The 22,522-nt window shown below is 64.4% G+C and carries 19 protein-coding genes; 12 read left to right on the top strand and 7 right to left on the bottom strand.

What is annotated here, in order from left to right; translation table 11 throughout:
* Positions 1-106: 106 nt before the first annotated feature.
* Positions 107-247, top strand: coding sequence for a hypothetical protein (locus NKH38_RS28555; protein WP_006206855.1), 141 nt, complete (start codon positions 107-109; stop codon positions 245-247).
* Here NKH38_RS28555 and NKH38_RS28550 read toward each other — a convergent pair.
* Genes NKH38_RS28550 through NKH38_RS28540 form a run of 3 tightly spaced genes read right to left on the bottom strand, consistent with a single transcriptional unit; the run spans position 244 to position 3,013 of the window.
* Entirely contained in the window at positions 244-1,011 is a 768-nt protein-coding gene (locus tag NKH38_RS28550) for a metallophosphoesterase family protein (RefSeq protein WP_023729096.1), read from the bottom strand. The two genes, NKH38_RS28555 and NKH38_RS28550, sit on opposite strands and share 4 nt — an antisense overlap.
* A 55-nt stretch (positions 1,012-1,066) precedes the next feature.
* Positions 1,067-2,203, bottom strand: a complete 1,137-nt coding sequence (locus NKH38_RS28545; protein ID WP_023729097.1) for an alpha-hydroxy acid oxidase — start codon at positions 2,201-2,203, stop codon at positions 1,067-1,069.
* 12 nt (positions 2,204-2,215) lie between these two features.
* A complete protein-coding gene (locus NKH38_RS28540; RefSeq protein ID WP_023729098.1) occupies positions 2,216-3,013 on the bottom strand; it encodes an FCD domain-containing protein in 798 nt (265 codons plus the stop codon).
* A gap of 205 nt (positions 3,014-3,218) precedes the next feature.
* Between NKH38_RS28540 and NKH38_RS28535 the strand changes: the two genes are divergently transcribed.
* The 4 genes from NKH38_RS28535 to glcF all read left to right on the top strand — a co-directional run bounded on the left by NKH38_RS28535 (position 3,219) and on the right by glcF (position 9,037).
* Positions 3,219-4,541: a DUF3422 family protein gene (locus NKH38_RS28535; RefSeq protein ID WP_023729099.1), complete on the top strand. Its 1,323-nt coding sequence runs from the start codon at positions 3,219-3,221 to the stop codon at positions 4,539-4,541.
* A 222-nt stretch (positions 4,542-4,763) separates the two neighbouring features.
* Complete coding sequence (locus tag NKH38_RS28530; protein ID WP_352513113.1) at positions 4,764-6,260, top strand: FAD-linked oxidase C-terminal domain-containing protein; 1,497 nt, start codon at positions 4,764-4,766, stop codon at positions 6,258-6,260.
* A gap of 235 nt (positions 6,261-6,495) precedes the next feature.
* Entirely contained in the window at positions 6,496-7,707 is a 1,212-nt protein-coding gene (locus tag NKH38_RS28525; protein WP_352764822.1) for an FAD-binding protein, read from the top strand.
* A 4-nt stretch (positions 7,708-7,711) separates the two neighbouring features.
* Entirely contained in the window at positions 7,712-9,037 is a 1,326-nt protein-coding gene (gene glcF / locus NKH38_RS28520; RefSeq protein WP_352764820.1) for a glycolate oxidase subunit GlcF, read from the top strand.
* Positions 9,038-9,041: 4 nt separating this feature from the next.
* On the opposite strand, the gene NKH38_RS28515 is transcribed toward glcF, so the two are convergent.
* Both NKH38_RS28515 and NKH38_RS28510 read right to left on the bottom strand, forming a co-directional pair.
* Complete coding sequence (locus NKH38_RS28515) at positions 9,042-9,962, bottom strand: bifunctional 5,10-methylenetetrahydrofolate dehydrogenase/5,10-methenyltetrahydrofolate cyclohydrolase (RefSeq protein ID WP_023670547.1); 921 nt, start codon at positions 9,960-9,962, stop codon at positions 9,042-9,044.
* Positions 9,963-10,232: 270 nt separating this feature from the next.
* A complete protein-coding gene (locus NKH38_RS28510; protein WP_352498900.1) occupies positions 10,233-10,976 on the bottom strand; it encodes a L,D-transpeptidase in 744 nt (247 codons plus the stop codon).
* 209 nt (positions 10,977-11,185) lie between these two features.
* Here NKH38_RS28510 and NKH38_RS28505 point away from each other — a divergent pair, with 209 nt between their 5' ends.
* On the top strand, positions 11,186-11,824 hold the full coding sequence (locus NKH38_RS28505; protein WP_352764818.1) for a DNA-3-methyladenine glycosylase I: 639 nt from the start codon (positions 11,186-11,188) through the stop codon (positions 11,822-11,824).
* Between the two features lie 127 nt (positions 11,825-11,951).
* Here NKH38_RS28505 and NKH38_RS28500 read toward each other — a convergent pair whose 3' ends face one another.
* On the bottom strand, positions 11,952-12,194 hold the full coding sequence (locus NKH38_RS28500) for a hypothetical protein (RefSeq protein WP_352764816.1): 243 nt from the start codon (positions 12,192-12,194) through the stop codon (positions 11,952-11,954).
* A 203-nt stretch (positions 12,195-12,397) separates the two neighbouring features.
* Between NKH38_RS28500 and hisS the strand changes: the two genes are divergently transcribed.
* From hisS to NKH38_RS28475, 5 genes are all read left to right on the top strand, one after another.
* Positions 12,398-13,903, top strand: coding sequence for a histidine--tRNA ligase (gene hisS / locus NKH38_RS28495; RefSeq protein WP_352764814.1), 1,506 nt, complete (start codon positions 12,398-12,400; stop codon positions 13,901-13,903).
* A 151-nt stretch (positions 13,904-14,054) separates the two neighbouring features.
* Complete coding sequence (locus NKH38_RS28490; RefSeq protein ID WP_352764812.1) at positions 14,055-15,173, top strand: ATP phosphoribosyltransferase regulatory subunit; 1,119 nt, start codon at positions 14,055-14,057, stop codon at positions 15,171-15,173.
* Complete coding sequence (gene hisG, locus NKH38_RS28485) at positions 15,170-15,871, top strand: ATP phosphoribosyltransferase (RefSeq protein WP_023710119.1); 702 nt, start codon at positions 15,170-15,172, stop codon at positions 15,869-15,871. Before NKH38_RS28490 ends, hisG begins: the two co-directional genes overlap by 4 nt.
* Before the next feature lie 231 nt (positions 15,872-16,102).
* Positions 16,103-17,863: an AMP-binding protein gene (locus tag NKH38_RS28480; RefSeq protein WP_023823632.1), complete on the top strand. Its 1,761-nt coding sequence runs from the start codon at positions 16,103-16,105 to the stop codon at positions 17,861-17,863.
* Positions 17,864-17,958: 95 nt separating this feature from the next.
* Positions 17,959-19,062 (top strand): calcium:cation antiporter, encoded by a 1,104-nt coding sequence (locus NKH38_RS28475; RefSeq protein ID WP_352764809.1) that lies wholly within the window; start codon positions 17,959-17,961, stop codon positions 19,060-19,062.
* Positions 19,063-19,166: 104 nt separating this feature from the next.
* Here the strand turns inward: NKH38_RS28475 and NKH38_RS28470 are convergent, their stop codons facing one another.
* Entirely contained in the window at positions 19,167-20,075 is a 909-nt protein-coding gene (locus tag NKH38_RS28470; protein WP_352764807.1) for a hydrogen peroxide-inducible genes activator, read from the bottom strand.
* A 140-nt stretch (positions 20,076-20,215) separates the two neighbouring features.
* Between NKH38_RS28470 and katG the strand changes: the two genes are divergently transcribed.
* Positions 20,216-22,411: a catalase/peroxidase HPI gene (gene katG, locus NKH38_RS28465; RefSeq protein ID WP_352764806.1), complete on the top strand. Its 2,196-nt coding sequence runs from the start codon at positions 20,216-20,218 to the stop codon at positions 22,409-22,411.
* Positions 22,412-22,522 lie beyond the last annotated feature (111 nt).

Below are 22,522 nucleotides of genomic sequence, written 5' to 3'. Positions count from 1 at the left end.
ACAGAATCGACCTACAAGCGCGAAATCGTCGAAACTTTGAGACGAATTCTCGGTTTCAACCCATTGGTAACCGCCTCGTGCCCAGATGCAGGAAGCTCAACTAGAGATGACGTCCGTGAAAGCAGCGCTTCTGTCCTTTGTCATGCTGTCTGCCATCGTTTTGTGCGGTCTCGGCATTTATTCCGCCGATGCAGCCAACAACCATCAGGCCGTCGACGGCTACGGCGTCACCGCCGCGCTTCGCTAAAACGCTTTTCCCTGCACAGTCAGGATACGCTTGTCCGCGCCGTCCACGGCGAGCGCGCTGAGCATGCCTGACTGCCAGGCGAGCGTGTCGACATTGACGCGGTTCGGCATCACCTCCGCCTCCGGCACCGGTGTGTGGCCGTGCACGATCACCTTCGGGTAAAGCCCTGGATGGTTGTGGAAGACGTCGCGTATCCAGACCAGATCCTGCGGGCTCTGGCTCTCCAGCGGCACGTCAGGCCTGACGCCAGCATGGCAGAAGAAGAAATCACCTGATATCAGTGACAATTGCAGCGACCGCAGGAAGTCGACATGGGCTTGCGGTACAGCATTGACCAGTGCCTGGTGTCCCCGCCGTAACGCCTCGGCCTTGCCGAACCAGCTTGCGTGTCCCGCTAGGTCGACGCCATAGGATTGTGCCGTCTGCACGCCGCCATAGCGGATGAACAGCCCTTCCGGGTCAGGCTCGTCGAGAAAATCGAGGAAGCCGATATCGTGGTTGCCGGCGAGCATCACATGCCGTGGATCGCGTTTCTGTGCCTCGATCAGGAAGTCTATGACGCCCTTGGACTCTGGTCCGCGGTCGACATAGTCGCCGAGGTGGATGACGCGCCAATCGCTGGTCGGCTTGTATTCGAGTTCGCTCTCGATGCGGCGATGCATGGCGGCGAGCAGATCGAGCCGGCCATGCACGTCGCCGATCGCATAGAGGCGCATGCCATCGGGCGCGCGCGCGTCGAGGTAGTGGATGCCGGTCTCGATCAAGGCGGCTTCGTCTCCGTGATCCAGCGAGGCTAGGGTCTAATCGGTGAACAAGACCCTATCGCCGCAACTGGTCCTTGCCCATCTCGGTCACCAGCCGTTTGCCGCACAGTGCCAGCGTGATGTCCATCTCCTTGCGGATGATGTCCAGCGCCAGGGTCACGCCTTGCTTGCCCATGGCGCCCAACCCGTACAGGAACGGGCGGCCGATATAGGTGCCCTTGGCGCCGAGGCAAAGCGCCTTCAGCACGTCCTGGCCCGAGCGGATGCCGCCGTCCATATGCACCTCGATCCTGTCGCCGACGGCATCGGCGATCTCCTCCAGCGCCATGATTGACGACGATGCGCCGTCGAGCTGGCGCCCGCCATGGTTGGAAACGATGATGGCGTCGGCGCCGGTCTCGACCGCCATCAGCGCGTCCTCTTTGTCGAGAATACCTTTCAGGATCAGCTTGCCGCCCCAGCGCTCCTTGATCCAGGCGACGTCCTTCCACGACAGGTGCGGGTCGAACTGCTCCGTCGTCCACGATGCCAGCGAAGCGACGTCGCCGACGCCCTTGGCATGGCCGACAATGTTGCGGAAGGTGCGGCGCTTGGTGCCGGCAATGCCCATCAGCCAGCGCGGCCGCATGGCGATGTTGGCAATGTTGGCCAGCGTCATCTTGGGCGGCGCCGACAGCCCGTTGCGGACATCCTTGTGGCGCTGCCCCAGGATCTGCAGGTCGAGCGTCAACACCAGCGCCGAGCATTTTGCAGCCTTCGCCCTGTCGATCAGGTCGAGCACGAAATCCTTGTCGCGAAGCACGTAGAGCTGGAACCAGAACGGCTTCTTCGTCACCGACGCGACATCCTCGATCGAGCAGATGCTCATCGTCGACAGCGTAAACGGCACGCCGAATTCCTCTGCCGCCTGCGCGGCCAGCATCTCGCCATCGGCATGCTGCATGCCGGTCATTCCAGTTGGGGCAAGCGCCACCGGTATCGCCACTTTCTCGCCGATCATGGTCGATTCCAGCGAGCGGTTGCTCATGTCGACCAGCACGCGCTGACGGAATTTTATCTTCTGGAAGTCCTCCTCGTTGGCGCGGTAGGTGCTTTCGGTCCAGGAGCCGGAATCGGCATAGTCGTAGAACATCTTCGGCACCCGCCGGCGCGCCAGGTCCTTGAGATCGGCAATGGTGAGGATGTCGCTCATGGTGGTTCCTCGTTAGCCAGTCGTCTTGAAGCCGTCGTCGGCGTCGGAGCGCTGCTTAAGCCTGAGCCGCGACACGCGCTGCCAGTCGCCGCTGCGTTCGGCCTCGAGCATCGAGCGCTCGACATAGGAGATATGGTCCATCGCCGCCTGGCGGGCAGCTGAGGGATCGCCGGCCTTCACGGCTTTGTAGATCGCGCCGTGCTGGGCCAGCAGCGCCTCGCGCGCTCCGGGCACGCTGAACACCAGAAGCCGGTTCTGGAACACGCCTTCAGACAGCAGCCGGTAGCAGGAGCGCAGTGTGTGCAAGAGGATGATGTTGTGCGCGCATTCGCACACAGCATGGTGGAACTCGACGTCGATTTCCGCCTCGTCGTCGAAATCGCCGGTGCGGTGCGCCTCGTCCATGCGCGCCATGATGCGGTCGAGCAGCGCAATGTCGTCCGCTGTCGCGCGCCGCGCCGCATATTCGGCCGCAACACCTTCGATCTCGCGGCGGTATTCCAGATAGTCGGTCACCGCCTTGCGGTGCATCGAGATGAGGTCGGTCACCGGCTTGGTGAACAACTGGCCGATGACGTCGGCGACATGGGTGCCGCCGCCGGCCTTGGTGATCAGCAGCCCGCGCCCATCCAGCGCCTTCAGCGCATCGCGCAGGATCGGCCGCGACACGTCGAACTGGCGCGCCAGCTCGCGCTCGCCCGGCAGCCGGTCGCCGGTGCGCAGCACGCCTTCAAGGATCAGGCTTTCGATCTGCTGCACCACCTCGTCGGCGGTGCGCGAATGCTCGATCCTGGAGAAAATATCGCTCAACGGGGGCCTGGGAAATTGAACCGGCGTCGCGCAAGATAAAGCCAGCGTCGCCAACTGGTCAAATTATTTATCCAATTTGCCCAATCGGGTCGGTCTGCGCGTCGCGCCGGCAGGACCTACGATGCTAGACTTTGGTGTTTACGCGCCTCATGGATTGCCTTTAGAGGACGCCATCACACGAAGGGTCGAGAACAGGGGGACCACCGTGTCGGACGAGACGTCCAACCTCGAATTCCAGCCGCGCGCCCAGGGCAGCGTGATGGGCTTTCCCGCGCATGAGGGACGGCCCGGCGCGATCGGCGAGGTCCATGCCCGGCCGCATCCGCTGATCGAGAAGCCGCGCGTGCTTGTGCAACTCGCCTTCATGACCGAGGGCGGCTCCGGCGTCGACATGGCCGTGCTCTCCGAACTGTCGCGGCGCCTCGGCATCGCGGCGCCCGACCGTCATGCCCGCCACCACGCCATGAAGTGGGGCAAGGGTACGCTGCGCTGGGAGCGGCATACGGAATTCTCGACCTATCTTTGGGAAGGGCCGCTTGCCGAAAGCGGCAGGGCGCAGGAGGATTCTCCTTTCGGCAACGGGTTCTCGCCGCCGGGAACGGTGATCTCAGGCATAAGGCTGGAGATCCGCAAATGGACGCCGGCAAGCGAGAAGCTGATTGCGGCCTTCGACCCGACGAGCCTCTGCTATTCGCTGGTCGAGCGCGGCAATGCGGCCATCGTCACCGATTTCCGCCAGGACGGCGACGGCCTGACCCGCATCCTGGTGCTTGATCGCGGCCTGACGCCGGCGCGGACCGGCGCGCTGTCGCAGCGGCTGATCGACGTCGAGACGTATCGCACGCTTGCCATGCTCGGCCTGCCGCTGGCGCTGACGCTGTCGGGCCGCGCCCGCCGCATTGAGGACCGGCTGGCGCAGACCACGCTGGAAATGAAGGTCGCTGAAACCCGCGACAGCCAGACGCTGCTCGCCGACCTGACCGAGCTTGCCGCTGAACTCGAGGCTGATGCCGCCTCCAGCCTCTATCGCTTCGGCGCCAGCCGCGCCTATGACGGCATCGTTGTCGAGCGGCTGGAAGCGCTGGACGAAGAAGCCGTGCCCGGCTACGACACTTGGGGCGGCTTCCTGCAGCGGCGGGTGGCACCCGCCATGCGCACCTGCCGTTCGGTCGAGGAGCGCCAGGCCAACCTGTCGCGCAAACTAACCCGCGCCACCACGCTGCTGCGCACCTGGGTCGATGTCGAGGTCGAGAAGCAGAACCGCGATCTGCTGGCGTCGATGAACAACCGTGCCCGGCTGCAACTGCGGCTGCAGCAGACGGTGGAAGGCCTGTCGGTGGCGGCAGTGTCCTACTATGTCGTCGGCCTGATCTCCTATCTCGCCAAGGGCGCCTCGATCTTCGGCCATGCCTTTGCACCGGAAGTCGTCACGGCCGTCGCGGTGCCGGTCGCCATCCTGCTGGTCTGGTGGGGCGTGCGGCGAGTCAGGCGGATGCACTCCGAGCCGGCGAAACATCCGGGGGAGTGAGAAGCGGTCCGCGCAGCGGACGAAAAGCCAATTGCTTGGCTTTTCGAGCTTCGAACGCCCTGAGCCAGCGAAGGGCAAGGCGCTGGACTATCCGCCCTGCCGGGCCAGCGGCAGATTGCCGCTGCGGAAGGCCGGCAGTACGCTCTTTGCCCAATGCGGTGTTTGCAACATCCAGATGTAACTGGTAAAAGATTTTTACCAGCCAAGCGGAGAACGCCGCCGATGTCCGGCCTTGTCATGCCCAAGCCAGACGACGCCACTATGCGAAGGCGGGCGGAGATCGTCGCCGACATGCGCATCATCGTGCCGGGCGAGGGCGTCGTCGACGCCACCAATGAGATGCGCGCCTTCGAAAGCGACGGCCTCACCGCCTACCGGCAATTGCCGCTGGTCGTGGTGCTGCCGGAAACGGTGGCGCAGGTGTCGCGCATCTTGAAATACTGCAACGACCGCAACATCCGTGTCGTGCCGCGCGGCTCCGGAACCTCGTTGTCGGGCGGCGCGCTGCCGCTCGAGGATGCCGTGCTGCTGGTCATGAGCCGCTTCAACCGCATTCTGGCCATCGACTATCCCGACCGCATCGTCGTCGCTCAGCCAGGCGTTACCAATCTTGGCATCACCATTGCCGTCGAGCAGGAGGGCTTTTACTACGCCCCTGACCCATCCTCCCAGATCGCGTGCTCGATCGGCGGCAATGTCGCGGAAAATTCCGGCGGCGTGCACTGCCTGAAATACGGCCTGACCGCCAACAATGTTCTGGGCATCGAGATGGTGCTGATGAACGGCGAGGTGGTGCGCCTGGGCGGCAATCATCTGGACTCGGAAGGCTATGATCTCCTCGGCGTCATGACGGGGTCCGAAGGCCTGCTCGGCGTCGTCACCGAGGTCACGGTACGCATCCTGAAGAAGCCGGAGACGGCGCGCGCTCTGCTGATCGGCTTTCCGACCAGCGAGCAGGGCGGCCAATGCGTCGCCGACATCATCGGCGCCGGCATTATCCCTGGCGGCATGGAGATGATGGACCGGCCGGCGATCCATGCCGCGGAAGATTTCGTCCATGCCGGCTACCCCCTTGATGTCGAGGCGCTGCTGATCGTCGAACTCGACGGGCCGGGCGTCGAGGTCGATCACCTGATCGGTCTCGTCGAAGCGATCGCCTATAGGAACGGCTCCACCACCTGCCGCATCTCGCAATCCGAACAGGAGCGGCTGAGTTTCTGGGCCGGCCGCAAGGCGGCCTTCCCGGCGGTCGGCCGCATCTCGCCCGACTATTACTGCATGGATGGCACCATCCCGCGCAAGGAATTGCCGCGTGTGCTCGCCGGCATGCGCGAACTGTCGGAGAAATACGGCCTTGGCGTCGCCAATGTCTTCCACGCCGGCGACGGCAATCTGCATCCGCTGATCCTCTACGACGCCAACGTGCCGGGCGAACTCGACAAGGCGGAAAGTTTTGGCGCCGACATCTTGCGGCTCTGCGTCAAGGTCGGCGGCGTCTTGACCGGCGAGCACGGCGTCGGCGTCGAGAAGCGCGATTTGATGCCTGAAATGTTCAACCAGATCGACCTCGACCAACAAATGCGCGTCAAATGCGCCTTCGATCCCAACCATCTGCTCAACCCGGGAAAAGTGTTCCCGCAACTGCGCCGCTGCGCGGAGCTTGGACGCATGCATGTGCATCGCGGCCAGGTGGCGTTTCCGGACATTCCGAGGTTTTGATGGGGGCGGAATGTCTCACGTCGGCGATCCTTCGCGCCCCCCTCTGTCCTGCCGGACATCTCCCCCACTTGGGGGGAGATCACCAGTCATCTCTGCCTTCGCCAATCTTCGACGTTGCTAGAGAGGCGCGGTCGCCAAAGCTGCTAATCTCCCCCCAAGTGGGGGAGATGTCCGGCAGGACAGAGGGGGGCACGAAGGAACTCGACGTCTCTGCACTCGCAAGCGGCGCGTCGCCATGACCACCTTCACTCCCACCTCGTCCACCGAAGTCCTCTCCACCGTCCAATGGACGGCTGCGGAGGAATCGCCGCTGGAGACCATCGGCCACGGCTCCAAGCGCGGCATCGGCCGGCCACAGCAGAGCGAACACACGCTCGATCTTTCGAAGCTCACCGGCGTCACCCTCTACGAGCCGGCCGAACTGGTGCTGTCGGCGAAGGCCGGCACACCGCTTTCCGATATAGAAAGCCTGCTCGCCGAAAACGGCCAGCAACTTGCTTTCGAGCCGATGGACTACGGCCCATTGTTCGGCGGTATCAAGGGAAGAGGCACGATCGGCGGCGTGCTTGCCGCCAACCTGTCCGGCCCGCGCCGGCTGAAGGCGGGCGCCGCGCGCGACCATATCCTTGGCATCAACGCGGTTGCCGGTCGTGGCGAAGCGTTCAAATCAGGCGGCCGCGTCGTCAAGAATGTTACCGGCTACGATCTGTCGAAGCTGATGGCCAACAGCTGGGGCACGCTGGCTGTATTCACCGATGTCACCTTCAAGGTGCTGCCGGCGGCCGAGATCGAGGTGACGCTTGCCGTGCGCGGCTTGCTCGACGATGCGGCGGCTGCCGCCATGGCGCTGGCGCTAGGCTCCAGCGCCGAAGTGTCGAGCGCCGCCCATCTGCCCGAGCGCACCGCCGCGCGCGTTGCCGGCGGCAGTCTCGGGGCCGACGCCGCAACGCTGCTGCGCGTCGAAGGCTTCGGCCCTTCGGTCGCCTACCGCATCGAGGCACTGAAAACCCTGCTCAAAAATGCGGGCCCGCTGCAGGAGATTGCAGGCGAGGCCTCGCATTCCCTCTGGCGTGACATAAGGGACTGCACGCCATTCGCCGACCGTAGCGAAAAGCCGGTCTGGCGCGTCTCCATGGCGCCGTCTCAGGCCCATCAGATGGTGCTGACGCTGCGCATGCAGATCGGTGTCAGCGCCTTCTACGACTGGCAGGGCGGGCTGGTCTGGCTGCGCATGGAGGAGGGCGATCCCGAGGCCGCCCTGCTGCGCGGGCTGATCAGAAAGCTTGGCGGCGGCCACGCCACGCTGGTGCGCGCCACCCCTTCGCATCGCGCCGCCGTGCCGGTGTTCGAGCCACAGGCGCCGCATCTGGCCGCCCTGTCGGCTAGGCTCAAGACCGAGTTCGATCCCAAGGCCATCCTCAATCCCGGCCGCATGGCCCAGGGCTAACGCGATGCAGACCAATTTCTCCCTTGCCCAGCTCGCCGATCCGCATGTCGCGGAATCGGAGAAGATCCTGCGCAAATGCGTGCATTGCGGCTTCTGCACCGCCACCTGCCCGACCTATGTCACACTCGGCAACGAGCTGGATTCACCGCGCGGGCGCATCTACCTGATCAAGGATATGCTGGAGAACGGCCGTCCCGCCGACAAGGAGATCGTCACCCATATCGACCGCTGCCTGTCCTGCCTCGCCTGCATGACGACCTGCCCGTCGGGCGTCAACTACATGCATCTGGTCGACCATGCCCGCGCCCATATCGAGGAGACTTACAGGCGGCCGCTGCTCGACCGGCTGACCCGCGCCCTGCTGGCCCTAGTGCTGCCTTACCCCGCGCGCTTTCGCGCCGCGCTGAAGCTGGCGAGATTGGGCAAGCCGTTCATCGGCCTGTTCGAAAAGGTCCCAGCCTTGAAGCCGCTCGGTGCTATGCTGAAGTTGGCGCCGGCCTCGATCCCGGCGGCCTCGCCGATGGCCTCTCCCGGCGTCCATGCCGGGCAGGGGACGAAGAAAGGCCGCGTCGCCATCCTCACCGGCTGCGCCCAATCGGTGCTCGATCCCGCCATCAACGAGACGACGATTGCATTGCTGACCAGGCTCGGCATCGAGGTCGTGGTGCCTGAGGGCGAGGCCTGCTGCGGCGCGCTGGTCCATCATATGGGCCGCGAGGCAGCCGCACTAGCCTCGGCGAAGCAGAATGTCGATGCCTGGACACGCGCCATCGACCAGGGTGGGCTCGATGCCATCGTCATCACCGCGTCCGGCTGCGGCACCACCATCAAGGACTATGGCTTCATGCTGCGCCTCGATCCGGCCTATGCCGACAAGGCTGCAAAGGTCTCGGCGCTGGCCAGGGACATCACCGAATATCTCTCAAGCCTCGACCTGCCGGAGCCGGTGCGCAAGCCCGGCACGGTCGTTGCCTACCACTCCGCCTGTTCGATGCAGCACGGCCAGAAGATCACCCGCCAGCCGAAGGAGTTGCTGGCCAAGGCCGGCTTCGTCGTGCGCGAGCCGCGCGAGGGCCATCTGTGCTGCGGCTCGGCCGGCACCTACAACATCCTGCAGCCGGAGATTTCGGAGAAGCTGCGCGACCGAAAGGTGAAAAACATCGAGGCCACCGGCGCGGAGATCGTTGCCACAGGCAATATCGGCTGCATCACCCAGATCGCTTCGGCTGCAAAGCTGCCGGTGGTGCACACGATCAAGCTGCTCGACTGGGCCTATGGTGGTCCGAAGCCGGAGGGCGTCTCCGAAGGAAACCTGGTCGCCGCCGAGTAAGCAGCTATTCCGCTGCCAGCCGGTCCACCACGCCATACGTCGCCTGGTAGCGCGCGCGCTGGCGGCTGAGCGCGACCATTGTGTTGCGCAAGAGGATCGCCACAGTGATCGGGCCGACGCCGCCCGGCACCGGCGTGATCCAGGACGCGACTTCCTTCACGCTCTCGGTGTCGACGTCGCCGACGATGCGGCTCGTGCCGTCCGGGCCGATCTCGGAATTGATGCCGATGTCGATGACGGCCGCACCGGGCTTCACCATGTCGGCCTTGATCAGCCGCGGCTTGCCGACGGCGACGAACAGCGCATCGGCGCGGCGCGCATGTGCCGCCACCGAGCGCGTCATGTGATGGCACACCGTCACCGTTGCGCCTTCGCTCATCAGCAGGAAGGCAATCGGCTTGCCGACGATCTCGGAATGGCCGACGACCACGACTTCGAGCCCCTTGAGGTCGAGGCCGGTTTCCTTGAGCAGCTCGACCGAGGCCGCAGCCGTGCAAGGCGCGAGATCGAGCTGGTTGTAGACGATATTGCCGATCGACGCCGGATGCATGCCCTCGACGTCCTTCAGTGGATGCACCGCCGCTTGCAGCGTCTTGATCGGGATATGCGCCGGCACCGGCCGCTGGATGATGATGCCGGTGACGCGCGGGTCGGCGTTCAGGCCGTGGATCGCCGCCTCGAGTTCGCCGGCGCTGATGTCGGCGGGGAACCGCCGCTCCTCGAAACCGATGCCGGCAAGCGCGGCCTTGGCGCGCTGGTTGCGCACATAGACATCGACGGCAGCGGTATCGCCGACGGTGATCGACACCAGCTTGGGCGGAAAACCTTCGGCGGTGGCGATGGCGGCATCCTCGCGCACGGATGCCATGATGCGCTGGGCGACCGGGCCGCCCCGGAGATAGCGGCTATCGTCTGGCGGAGACATGGCTGAACCTTTGCAGCGAGTTTGGCGCAGGGGAGTTTAGCCGTCCCTATAGCAGGGGAAATGCGGCAAGGCAGCGTGAAAGCGAACCGTCATCCCCCTGGCGCGACGTTCTGGCGCAGCCTGGCTCAGCTATAGCCGCAAAGAGAAAGGGCAGCGCGGTTTCCCGGGCTGCCCTTTCCTGACTGGCCGCATCCCCACACGGCCCGTCCCCCGTAAACTCTTCCCGATCCTGAAGGTCTAACCTTCTGGACCAGATGATTCGGTAGCCGACTATATCACGACCACGGTCGTTCCAACATTGACCCTCTCGTAAAGGTCAACCACGTCCTCGTTGCGCATGCGGATGCAGCCGGAAGACACCGAGCCGCCGATGGTCCATGGCTGGTTGGTGCCGTGGATGCGGTATTCCGTCGTGCCGAGATAGAGCGCGCGGGCGCCAAGCGGGTTTTCCTCGCCGCCGGCCAGATAGGTCGGGAGGTAGCGGCCCTTGGCGGCCTCGCGCTTGATCATCTCCGCTGGCGGGCGCCAGTCCGGCCAGACGCGCTTGTTGGTGATCTTGTGCGTGCCAGACCATTCGAAGCCAGGCTTGCCGGTGCCGACGCCATAGCGCCGCGCCTTGCCGTTCTTCTCGACCAGGAACAGGAAGTTCTGCGTCGTATCGATGACGATCGTGCCCGGCTTCTGTGGGCCGTCATAGGCGACTTCCTGCGGCAGATAGAGCGGATTGATCTGCGGCCGCATCACCACGCGCTTGACCGGCGCCTGCACGGAAGCAGTGCGAACCCGATCGGGTCGCGCCGGCTGCGCATAGCGAACGCGCGGCTGTTGGACCACCTGTCGGCTCTGCCGCACGATGCCGGGCGCCCGGCCAAGCTGCAGCACCCAGGGTGCGGAAAGGTCGGGGCTCACCATCACCGGCGGCCTTTCGGCATAGCGGTCGTTGGCGGCAGACGAGGTGACGCCGGCGGCCAGAATGGCCACGGCGCCGAGCACGGAACGCAAAAAGATCTTCATCGGAACGCACCTTGATCGTCGAACGGACGGAGGCGGAACTTGCCCCCGGTTGCGCGATCCTTGGCGCGAAGCGGCAACCGAAACATGAATCGGAATGCGTAAAATGCCGCTTTGTCAGTAAACCTTTTGGTGTGGTTACCGCCGGGTTCAGGAATCTGGTAAAGCCGCGGTAAATGCAGCGCGAAAGCGCGTTAACGGATGGATCGGCCATGGCGCAAGACAACACCGGACTGCTTACCGGCTCCGACGGGATCACGCGCTGCTTCTGGCACGGCAATCTGCCGGACTATCTGCACTACCACGACCATGAATGGGGCCGGCCGGTCGCCGACGACCGCAGGCTGTTCGAAAAAATCTGCTTGGAAGGCTTTCAGTCCGGCCTGTCCTGGCTGACCATTCTGCGCAAGCGCGAGAATTTCCGCGAGGCCTTCGCCGGTTTCGACTTCGACAAGGTCGCCGCCTTCACCGACGAGGATGTCGAGCGCTTGGTCGCCAATGCCGGCATCATCCGTCACCGCGGCAAGATCGTCTCGACCATCAACAACGCCAAACGGGCGTGCGAAATGGTCGACGAGTTCGGTTCGCTGGCCGCCTGGTTCTGGAAGTTCGAGCCGGGGCCGGAGGAGCGGCCGGCGGTGGTGGACATGGCGCATCTACGCGCCAACCCGACGACAGCGGTCTCGATCAGGATTTCGAAGGAGTTGAAAAAGCGCGGCTGGACCTTTGTCGGCCCGACGACGGTCTACGCCTTCATGCAGGCGATGGGTCTGGTCAACGACCATCTCGAAGGCTGCGTGTGCCGGGAGCAGGTGGAGAAGGAACGCAAGGCCTTTAAGAGGCCGAAGTAGGGCGCTGTCCCCCGACCTCCCCCTTGTGGGGAGGTCGCGCCGAAGGCGCGGGTGGGGGTATCTTGGCGCCGCACCCCCACCCCGACGCTACGCGTCGACCCTCCCCACAAGGGGGAGGGTAAGGAACTCACGTCCCGCTGGCGCCCGTCAGAAAAAGCCCGGCGACAATCGCCGCCAGTGCCGCAAAGGCCGGATAAATCACCAGCAATCCAGTCATCAGCGCCTCGCGCATGGTCGAACCCTTGCGCTCGTCGGCAGTGACCTCAAACGGACCGGGGCTCGCCGTCACCTGCGCACGGCTCTCGGCCGGCCGCAGCCGGACTTCATGCAAGCCGTCGTCTCTGATATCGAATTTGCGTGCCGCAGTCATGGCCCCAACCCTTTGTTTCGGCGCGCTTATCGGCTCTGATTGTGTCGGCACGATGCCGCGCCGATGGCGGAATTGTTTCCTTTTGGTGCGTTTTGTTTCGAAGGAGAAGGAAAGAGCGCAAACCCTTGCCGCACCAAGCCGCTTCGGTTAGGACACGCCGACTCCAAATAAGTCATCGATTACTTAGCGAAAAGACCCATCCCATGGCCGACAAATCGGAAAAGACGAAAGCGCGGCTGCCGCGCGGCTTTGCCGACCGCAGTGCGGACGACATCCGTGCCGTCGAGAAGATGATGGCGACGATCCGTTCGGTCTATGAGCTATACGGTTTCGAGCCGGCCGAGCAGCCGCTGATCGAATACACCGATGCGCTCGGCAAGTTCCTGCCCGACCAGGACCGGCCTAATGAGGGCGTATTTTCTTTCCAGGACGATGACGAGCAGTGGCTGTCGCTGCGCTACGACCTGACCGCGCCGACGGCGCGCTACGTCGCCGAGAATTTTGAGAAGCTGCCGAAACCCTATCGCAGCTACCGCTCCGGCTGGGTGTTCCGCAACGAAAAGCCCGGCCCGGGCCGCTTCCGCCAGTTCATGCAGTTCGACGCCGACACGATCGGTACGCCGGGCGTCGCAGCCGACGCCGAGATGGCCATGATGATGGCCGACGTGATGGAAGCGCTTGGCATCAGGCGCGGCGACTACGTCATCCGCGTCAACAACCGCAAGGTGCTCGACGGCGTGTTGGAGGCGATCGGCCTTGGCGGTGACAACAATGCCGGCCGCCGGCTGACCGTGCTGCGCGCCATCGACAAGCTGGACAAGCTCGGGCCGGAAGGCGTGAAGCTTCTGCTTGGGCCGGGCCGATGGGATGGCGGCAAGGAAGGAGAGGGCGACTTCGCCAAGGGCGCTGGTTTGGACGACGGGCAAGCTGAAGCAGTTCTCCTCGCCACGGCAAGGAACGCACAGGTCGACCAGGTTTCCATAGTGAGCTCGAACCCGACTTACCAAGAAGGCGTCGGCGAGCTCGCGACGATTGAAGCCCTGGTCAGGGCGGCCGGATATGGCGAAGATCGCATCGCCATGGACCGCTCCGTCGTTCGTGGCCTCGAATACTACACCGGCCCGGTTTTCGAGGCCGAGCTTCTGGCCGAAATCCCCAACGAAGACGGCCAGATCGTGCGCTTCGGTTCGGTCGGTGGTGGCGGCCGCTATGACGGGCTGGTCTCGCGCTTCCGTGGCGAGCCGGTGCCGGCGACCGGCTTTTCGATCGGCGTCTCCCGCCTGATGACGGCGCTGAAGAACCTCGGCAAGCTGGACACCACCGATGTCATCGCGCCGGTCGTCGTGCTGGTGATGGACAAGGATACGGAAAGCCTCGGTCGCTACCAGAAGATGGTGGCCGATCTGCGCGCGGCCGGCATCCGCTCCGAAATGTATCTCGGCGGCGCCGGCATGAAGGCGCAGCTGAAATATGCCGACCGCCGCGGCAGCCCGGTCGCCGTTATCCAGGGCGGCGACGAGCGCGCCAAGGGCGAGCTGCAGATCAAGGATCTGATCGAGGGCGCGCGCATGTCGGCTGAGATCACCGACAACGCCGAATGGCGCGCCGCAAGACCGGCACAGGTCACGGTGCCGGAGGCTGAGCTGGTCGCCGAGGTGAAGAAGATTTTGGCTGCGCAGGCCGCTGACCGTGCGAAGGGTGGCGCTTGAACGCCCCCCTCTGGCCTGCCGGCCATCTCCCCCTGCGTAGGCTTTCGCCAATCTCCGCCGGTGAAGAAGAGGCGCTGCGCCGCAAGCTGCCAATCTCCCCCCTTGAGGGGGAGATGGCCGGCAGGCCAGAGGGGGGTGCCTCGCGCCGCCCATGACCTCCCGCCCCGCAATCGCGACGGAAATCACCAAACTCTTCGCCACCCGCAACACCCATGCGGTCGAGGTCGCGGTGCTGCAGCCGGCCGACCCATTCCTCGACATGGCCGGCGAGGATCTGCGCCGCCGCATCTTTCTCACCGAAAGCGAGACCGGCAAGACGCTGTGTCTGCGGCCCGAATTCACCATCCCCGTCTGCCTCGACCACATCGCCTCGCAGGCCGGCACGCCGCGCCGCTATTCCTATCTCGGCGAAGTGTTCCGCCAGCGCCGCGAGGGCGGCAACGAGTTCTTTCAGGCCGGCATCGAGGATCTCGGCGACCGCGATACGGCCGAGGCCGATGCGCGTTCGCTGGCCGATGCGCACGCGCTGCTGCAGCTGGTGCTGCCGGCGCAACCTCTTGCGATCACGCTCGGCGACCAGACCATCTTCGAGGCGGTGCTGGCGGCCCTCGGCCTGCCGCGCGGCTGGCGCATGCGACTTGCGCGCGCCTTCGGTTCGGCGCCGATGCTGCAGGCAGCGTTGTCCGATCTTGCCAACCCGCCACGCAACGGTGAGCTTGACGGCGAAGTCGCGGCCCTGGTGCTCGATGGCGATCTCGAAGCGCTTTCCGCCCACATTGCCGGCGGCATGGAAGAGGCCGGCCTGCTGGCATCCGGCGGACGCGCGCCAGTCGACATTGCCCGGCGGCTGATCGAAAAGGCCGAATTGCGCAGCGTGCGGCTGTCGAACGAGGCCTTTGCAGCACTCAGGGATTTCCTCGCAATTGACGTGCCGCTCGACGGCGCGAGTGCTGCGCTCGAAAGTTTTGCGGCCTCTGCCGGGCTTTCGCTGGGCGCGGCGCTCGAAAAATTCGCTGCCCGCGCCAAGGCCATCGAGGCGCACGGCTTGCCGACGCAAACAGTTCGCTACGACGCTGCCTTCGGCCGTCCGCTGGATTACTATACCGGCATCGTCTTCGAGATCGCGGCACTTGGCGGCGAGCGGCCGCTGGCCGGTGGCGGACGCTACGACCGGCTGCTGACCCTGCTCGGCGCCAAGACGCCGATCCCCGGCGTCGGCTTCTCCGTCTGGCTCGACCGCATCGAAGCGCTGCGGGGAGAGCCGCAATGATCACGCTGGCGATCCCATCGAAAGGCCGGCTCAAGGAGCAGGCCTTGGAGGTACTGGCCAGGGCCGGGCTTGCCGTCAGCCTGCCCGGCGATGAGCGCCAGTACCGCGCCCGCATCGACGGCGCCGAGGGCATCGAGGTGGCGTTCCTGTCGGCGTCCGAAATCGCCGGCGAGATTGGGCAAGGTTCGGTCGACCTCGGCATTACCGGCGAGGACCTGCTGCGCGAAAACCTCGCCGACTGGGAGGCGCGCGCCGAAATCGTCGCTCGCCTCGGCTTCGGCCATGCCGATGTCGTGGTCGCGGTGCCCGGCATCTGGCTCGACGTCGACACCATGGCCGATCTCGACGATGTCGCCGCCGATTTCCGCCAGCGCCACGGCAGGCGGCTCAGGATCGCCACCAAATACTGGCGGCTCACGCAGCAGTTCTTCTCGCAAAAGCACGGCATCCAGGTCTACCGCATCGTCGAAAGCCTCGGCGCCACCGAAGGCGCGCCGGCGGCAGGCCTTGCCGATGTCATCGTCGACATCACCACCACCGGCTCGACCCTGCGCGCCAACCATCTCAAGGTGCTGGCCGATGGGGTTGTGCTGGAGTCGCAGGCTTGCCTGGTGGCTGCCCGGAAAGATCGTGCGCCGGCGGATGAGGCGCTAGTGCGGGAAATAGCCGCGAAGATGAGCGCGCTCCCTCCCCCTTGAGGGGAGGGTGGACAGCCGCCAAAGGCGGATGGACGGGTGGGGTCGCTCCGGCAGTGCTCGACGCGAGACCACCCAAGCCGGGTCGACCGTGACCAAGGAAGCCGAGCACTTCGCCGAGGACCCCACCCGCCTCGCTTCGCGAGGCACCCTCCCCTCGAGGGGGAGGGGAACCGCCTGTACTTTCCACCACCCCATCAGGCTGCTAGGCTCACTCATCGGGAGGAAACGGCGATGGCGATTAATCTCGACGAGCTCAAGAACGCCACCAATCTGCGCGGGCGCGGCAGGGCGTTCATCGCTCCGCTCGACGGCCGGGCACATGTGTCGGGCGACCGTTCGGTGCCGCTGCTCGACAAGACGATCCCTCAGCTTTTCTCCGACACGGTCGGCAGATACGCCACGCAGGATGCTGCCGTCTTCGTCGGACAGGACAAGCGCTTCACCTGGAGCGAATTGTCGGACACGGTCGATACGCTCGCCGCCGGCTTCCTGGCGCTCGGCCTCGAAAAAGGCGACCGTGTCGGCATCTGGTCGCCCAACCGCTGGGAATGGCTGGTCACCCAATTCGCCACCGCTCGCATCGGCCTGATCCTGGTCAACATCAACCCGGCCTACCGGCTGACGGAGCTGGAATATGCCCTCAACAAGGTCGGCTGCAAGGCGCTGGTCACCGCCGCCAGTTTCAAGACCTCCGACTATCTCGGCATGATCGAGAAGCTGGCGCCGGAGCTCGCCAACGCCACCCCCGGCAAGCTCAAGGCGCAGAAATTGCCGACGCTGAAGATCGTCATTCGCATGGGCGACGACAACTCGCCCGGCATGTTCAATTTCGCCGATGTGCTGTCGATGGCCGGCCGCGACGAGCATGACAGCCTCGACCGCATCTCCGAAGGGCTGAAGCCGGGCGAGGCCATCAACATCCAGTTCACATCAGGCACGACGGGCGCGCCCAAGGGCGCGACGCTGACCCACACCAACATCGTCAACAATGGCAATTTCGTCACCGCTGCGATCAAGCTCACCGTCGACGACCGGCTCTGCATCCCGGTGCCGCTCTACCACTGCTTCGGCATGTCGATGGGCACGATGGGCTGCGTCACCAAGGGCGCGACCATGGTGTTTCCTGGCGAGGGTTTTGACGCCGGCGCGACGCTGAAGGCGGTGGCGCAGGAACGCTGCACCGGCCTCTACGGCGTGCCGACCATGTTCGTCGCCATGCTTGACCACGCCGACTTCACCAGCTTCGATCTCTCCAGCCTGCGCACCGGCATCATGGCGGGCTCACCATGCCCGATCGAGGTGATGAAGAAGGTGGTGACGCTGATGCATATGGAAGAGGTGACCATCGCCTACGGCATGACCGAGACCAGCCCGGTCTCGTTCCAGAGCAGCGTCGACGATCCGCTGGAAAAACGCGTCTCCACTGTCGGCCGCATCCATCCGCATGTCGAGGTCAAGGCCATCGACGCCGAGGGCGCCACCGTCGCCGTCGGCGCGCCGGGCGAGCTGTGCACCCGCGGCTATTCCGTCATGAAAGGCTACTGGGACGACGCGGAAAAAACCCGCGAGGCGATCGACGCCGACGGCTGGATGCACACCGGTGATCTCGCCACCATCGACGCCGAGGGCTATTGCAACATTGTCGGCCGGGTCAAGGACATGGTCATCCGCGGCGGCGAAAACGTCTATCCCAGAGAGGTCGAGGAATTCCTCTACCGCCATCCCAAGGTCAAGGAGGTGCAGGTGTTCGGCATTCCCGACGCCAAATATGGCGAGGAGCTGTGCGCCTGGATCGTGCTGAAGCCCAACCAGATCGCCACCGAGCAGGAGATCAAGAATTTCTGCGCCGGCCAGATCGCCCACTACAAAATCCCCCGCTACATCCGCTTCCGCACCGAACTGCCCATGACGGTGACGGGAAAACCGCAGAAGTTTCTGATGCGCGAGGCGATGGTGGAGGAACTGGGGCTGGTGGTGCAGAAGACGGCTTGAGGGTTGAACGCCGGGGGACGGGATTGCCCGCTTCGAAACGACATTGGGGTGCTCGACAGGCTTCCGCAAGGTTCGCCGAACGCATTGGGGCTTGAATGACTGGTTTCGCACGATCAGCGACTTCCTATGCGATGCCTTTGGCCGCGCTGGCACTGGCCGTTGCGGTCAGAGTCAGCGGGCTATCGATGGACGAAGGTTCGCCGAGCGTCAGGATTCTCGTCGGAGCGCTCTCGAGTGCGATCATGTTCATCACTATTTTCGTGGTGCTCGATCACGCCGAGGCGGTGGCCCACCGTGTGGGGGAACCCTACGGCACATTGGTGCTGACTTTTGCCGTGACGGCAATCGAGGTGTCGATCATCGTTTCCATGATGCTGCATGGAGAGAACAACCCCACGCTTGCACGTGAGTCCGTCTTCTCGACGGTGATGATTGCCTCCACCGGCGTTGTGGGGACGTGTCTCACGTTTGGCGGCTGGCGTCATCGCAAGCAGGCAATTGTCCGGCAAGGGACAAGCGCATATCTGGCGGTTCTGGCCGCACTGACCGTCATAACGCTTATCCTGCCGACCTATACACGGACCACCGATCCCGGCACATTTTCGGCAGCTCAGCTTGGCCTTGTGAGCGTACTTTCCGTGCTGCTCTATGCAAGGTTTGTGTTCGCGCAAACCGTCCGGCACCGGGACGACTTCATCGAAGGACTGGCACACGACCTTTCGGCGCGAACCGCCCCTCACAAAAGCATCTCTTCCAGCGCTCTGCTCCTGATAATCGGACTGATCGGAATTGTCATGCTCGCCGAGCAGGTCGCCGCAAGTGTTGAAAATGCGCTCGTTGCTTACCAGGTGACCCAGGCTGACAGCATTGTGGGGGCAATGATCGCGGGTCTGGTTTTGATGCCGGAAGCCATTTCGGCGGTTCGTGCTTCACTCAACAATGAGCTGCAGCGCGGCCTGAATGTCGCAATGGGTTCGGCTTGCGCCACGATTGGCTTGACGATACCTGCGGTCGCAGCAGCCAGCCTGCTTACGGGACGAGGCTTAACCCTGGGGCTCCCGGAAGCTGACGCAGTACTTTTGGTTTTAGCGCTTTTCATATGCGGCGTAAGCTTTAGCAACGAAAGGACGACCTTCCTGACCGGAATCGTCCATGCCGTTGTGTTTTTTACGTATGTATTTCTGGTATTTATCCCTTGAGGCTTTGGTGCGATCTGGCGACCAGCCATCAAGGCGGGTATTCTCGAACGCGCCTGATTTGAGCTTTTCGGGGTTCCCAAGGCGACATCCAAGACCCAAACGACTCACACCCCCATCACCACCCCACCCAGCCCGCGAATGATCTTCGCCAACTCGACGCACTCATCATGCCGCACCTTATTGCGGCGCCAGGCCAGGCAGATCGTGCGTCGCGGCATTGGCTCCTGGAACGGCACGATCTTGAGGTCCGGCATGGCGCTGGCCGGCCTTGCCGCCATTTCGGGGATGAGCGTGACGCCGAGACCATGCGCTACCATCTGCAAGAGCGTCGTCAGGCTGGTGGCGCCATAGCTTGCCATTGCCACCGGGCGCACGCTGCCGCAGAGCGCGAGCGCCTGTTCGCGCAGGCAGTGGCCTTCCTCCAAAAGCATCAGCCGCTCCAGCGCCGGGCTTTCCGGCGGCACCGGTGGCGAGGCGAAGGCTGGATCTCCGGCTGGCACGGCGAGGAAGAAGCGGTCGGCGAACAGTTCTTCGGTGACCAGGCCGGGCTGGTCGAGCGGCAGCGCGGCGATGAAGGCGTCGAGCCGTCCGGTTGCCGTGTCCTCGACTAGCGATGCGGTGACTGCTTCGCGCAGTTCGAGTTGCAGGGACGGAAAATGCCGTTTCAGTTCCGGCAATACATGCGGCAGCAGATAGGGTGCCACGGTCGGGATGATGCCCAGCCGGAAGCGGCCTTCCATGGCCGGGCGGCCGCGCCGGGCCGTCGTCTCGACATCACTGATGTCGCGCAGGATGCGCTCGATGCGTGGCAGCAGCGCTTCCGCCTCTTCCGTCATCCGCACCGTCTTGCCGCCGCGCTCGAACAGCCGGCAGTTCAGCCTTTGCTCCATCTCGGCGATCTGCGCGGACAGCGCCGGCTGGCTGACGCCGGCAAGTTTTGCGGCGCGGCCGAAATGCAGCGTTTGCGCCAAAGCCTCGAAGTATTGCATCTGCCGCACGGTCAAGCCAATCATAAGGAAAGCCTATCGCAACAAACAGGAAAGGCAATTTGTTTTTATCGAAGAGACGGCTTAGTCTGGAACCATTCCAGAGTGGCGCGGCTCCCGGCCGGCCCGGAAAAAACAACACATAAATCAGCAATTCGGAGGCCAAGATGGACGCGATGACCGACGACAACAGCGCCGGCAAATGCCCGGTCGCGCATGGAACCTCCGCCAGGACCAACCGCGACTGGTGGCCGAACCAGCTCGACATCGGCGTTCTCCACCAGCAGTCGAGCCTTTCGGACCCGATGGGCGAAGCTTTCGACTACGCCGCGGAGTTCAAGACGCTCGACCTCGACGCGGTGATCGAGGATTTGCACAAGGTGATGACGGATTCGCAGGATTGGTGGCCGGCCGATTTCGGCCATTACGGGCCGCTGTTCATCCGCATGGCCTGGCACAGCGCCGGCACCTATCGCATCGGCGACGGCCGGGGTGGCGCCGGTGCGGGCCAGCAGCGTTTCGCGCCGCTGAACAGCTGGCCGGACAACGCCAATCTCGACAAGGCGCGCCGGCTTTTGTGGCCGGTCAAGCAGAAATACGGCCGCAAGATCTCCTGGGCCGACCTGTTGATACTCACCGGCAACGTCGCGCTGGAATCGATGGGCTTCAAGACCTTTGGCTTCGCCGGTGGCCGCGCCGATGTCTGGGAGCCCGAGCAGGATGTCGACTGGGGTTCGGAAACCAAGTGGCTCGACGACAAGCGCTATTCCGGCGACCGTGAGTTGCACGGCCATCTCGGCGCGGTGCAGATGGGCCTGATCTACGTCAACCCGGAAGGGCCGAACGGCAAGCCGGATCCGCTGGCCTCGGCCCGCGACATCCGCGAGACCTTCGGACGCATGGCAATGAACGATGAGGAAACCGTGGCGCTGATCGCCGGCGGCCACACCTTCGGCAAGACCCATGGCGCCGGTGATGCAACACTGGTCGGCGCCGAGCCGGAAGGCGCGGGCATCGAGGCGCAGGGCCTCGGCTGGTCGAGCAAGCATGCCACCGGCATTGCCGGCGATGCGATCACGTCCGGCCTCGAAGTTACCTGGACGACGACGCCGACCAAGTGGAGCAACAACTTCTTCGACAATCTCTTCAACTTCGAATGGGAGCTGACCAAGAGCCCGGCCGGGGCCCATCAGTGGACGCCGAAGGGCGGCTCTGGCGCGGTTACGGTGCCGGACGCGCACAATCCCTCGAAGCGTCATGCGCCGGCAATGCTGACCACCGACCTCGCGCTGCGGGCCGACCCGGCCTATGAGAAGATCTCGCGCCGCTTCCATGAGCATCCGGAGCAGTTCGCCGATGCCTTCGCCCGTGCCTGGTACAAGCTCACCCATCGCGACATGGGGCCGGTCGTGCGGTATCTCGGCCCGTTGGTGCCGAAGGAAGAGCTGATCTGGCAGGATCCGGTTCCGGCCGTCGACCATGAGCTGGTCAGCGACCAGGACATCGCATTGCTGAAGGCCAAGATCCTGGCTTCGGGCCTCAGCGTTTCGCAATTGGTCTCGACCGCCTGGGCATCGGCCTCGACCTTCCGCAACTCCGACAAGCGCGGCGGCGCCAATGGCGCGCGCATTCGCCTGGCGCCGCAGAAGGACTGGGAGGTCAACCAGCCTGTCGAACTGGCTACCGTGCTGGCGAAGCTCGAAGCCATCCAGAACGAGTTCAACGCAGGCGGCAAGAAGGTCTCGCTGGCCGACCTCATCGTGCTCGGCGGCGTCGCCGCGGTCGAGAAAGCCGCAACGGATGGCGGCAATCCGGTGAAGGTTCCCTTCACGCCCGGCCGCACCGACGCCTCGCAGGCGCAGACCGACGTCCATTCCTTTGCGGCGCTCGAGCCGAAAATTGACGGCTTCCGCAACTATGTCAGGGGCAAACCGCCCATGTCGGTCGAAGCCATGCTGGTCGACCGGGCGCAACTGCTCAACCTGACGGCGCCGGAGATGACGGTGCTGGTTGGTGGCCTGCGCGTGCTCGGCGCCAACACCGGCGGCTCGAAGCATGGTGTGTTGACCGACAGGCCGGGCACGCTGACGAACGACTTCTTCGTCAACCTGCTCTCGATGAGCACCATCTGGGATCCGGCCTCCGAGCCGGGCTCGCATGAGGTCTATGAAGCACGCGACCGCAAGACCAGGGCAGTCAGGTGGACCGCCACACGCGCCGACCTGATCTTCGGCTCGCATGCGCAGCTGCGCGCGCTGGCCGAGGTCTACGGGTCGGCGGATGCCGGGCAGAATTTCGTTGGCGATTTCGTCAAGGCGTGGACCAAGGTGATGAACGCCGACCGTTTCGACATCGCTGCCTGATACAACCTCCCAAACGAAGGGGGCGGGGCCGCGGCCCCCCGCCGGGGGGTTGGCCGGGGGGCCATAACTCAGGTTAGATATATGGGGGGCGGGGGGGTAGTAAGAAAAGGG

The organism is Mesorhizobium sp. M1078 (genome assembly GCF_040318615.1).
Taxonomy (GTDB): Bacteria; Pseudomonadota; Alphaproteobacteria; order Rhizobiales; family Rhizobiaceae; genus Mesorhizobium.
The sequence above is the reverse complement of the archived record's forward strand: the minus strand, read 5'-3'. Positions and strand labels throughout refer to the sequence as shown.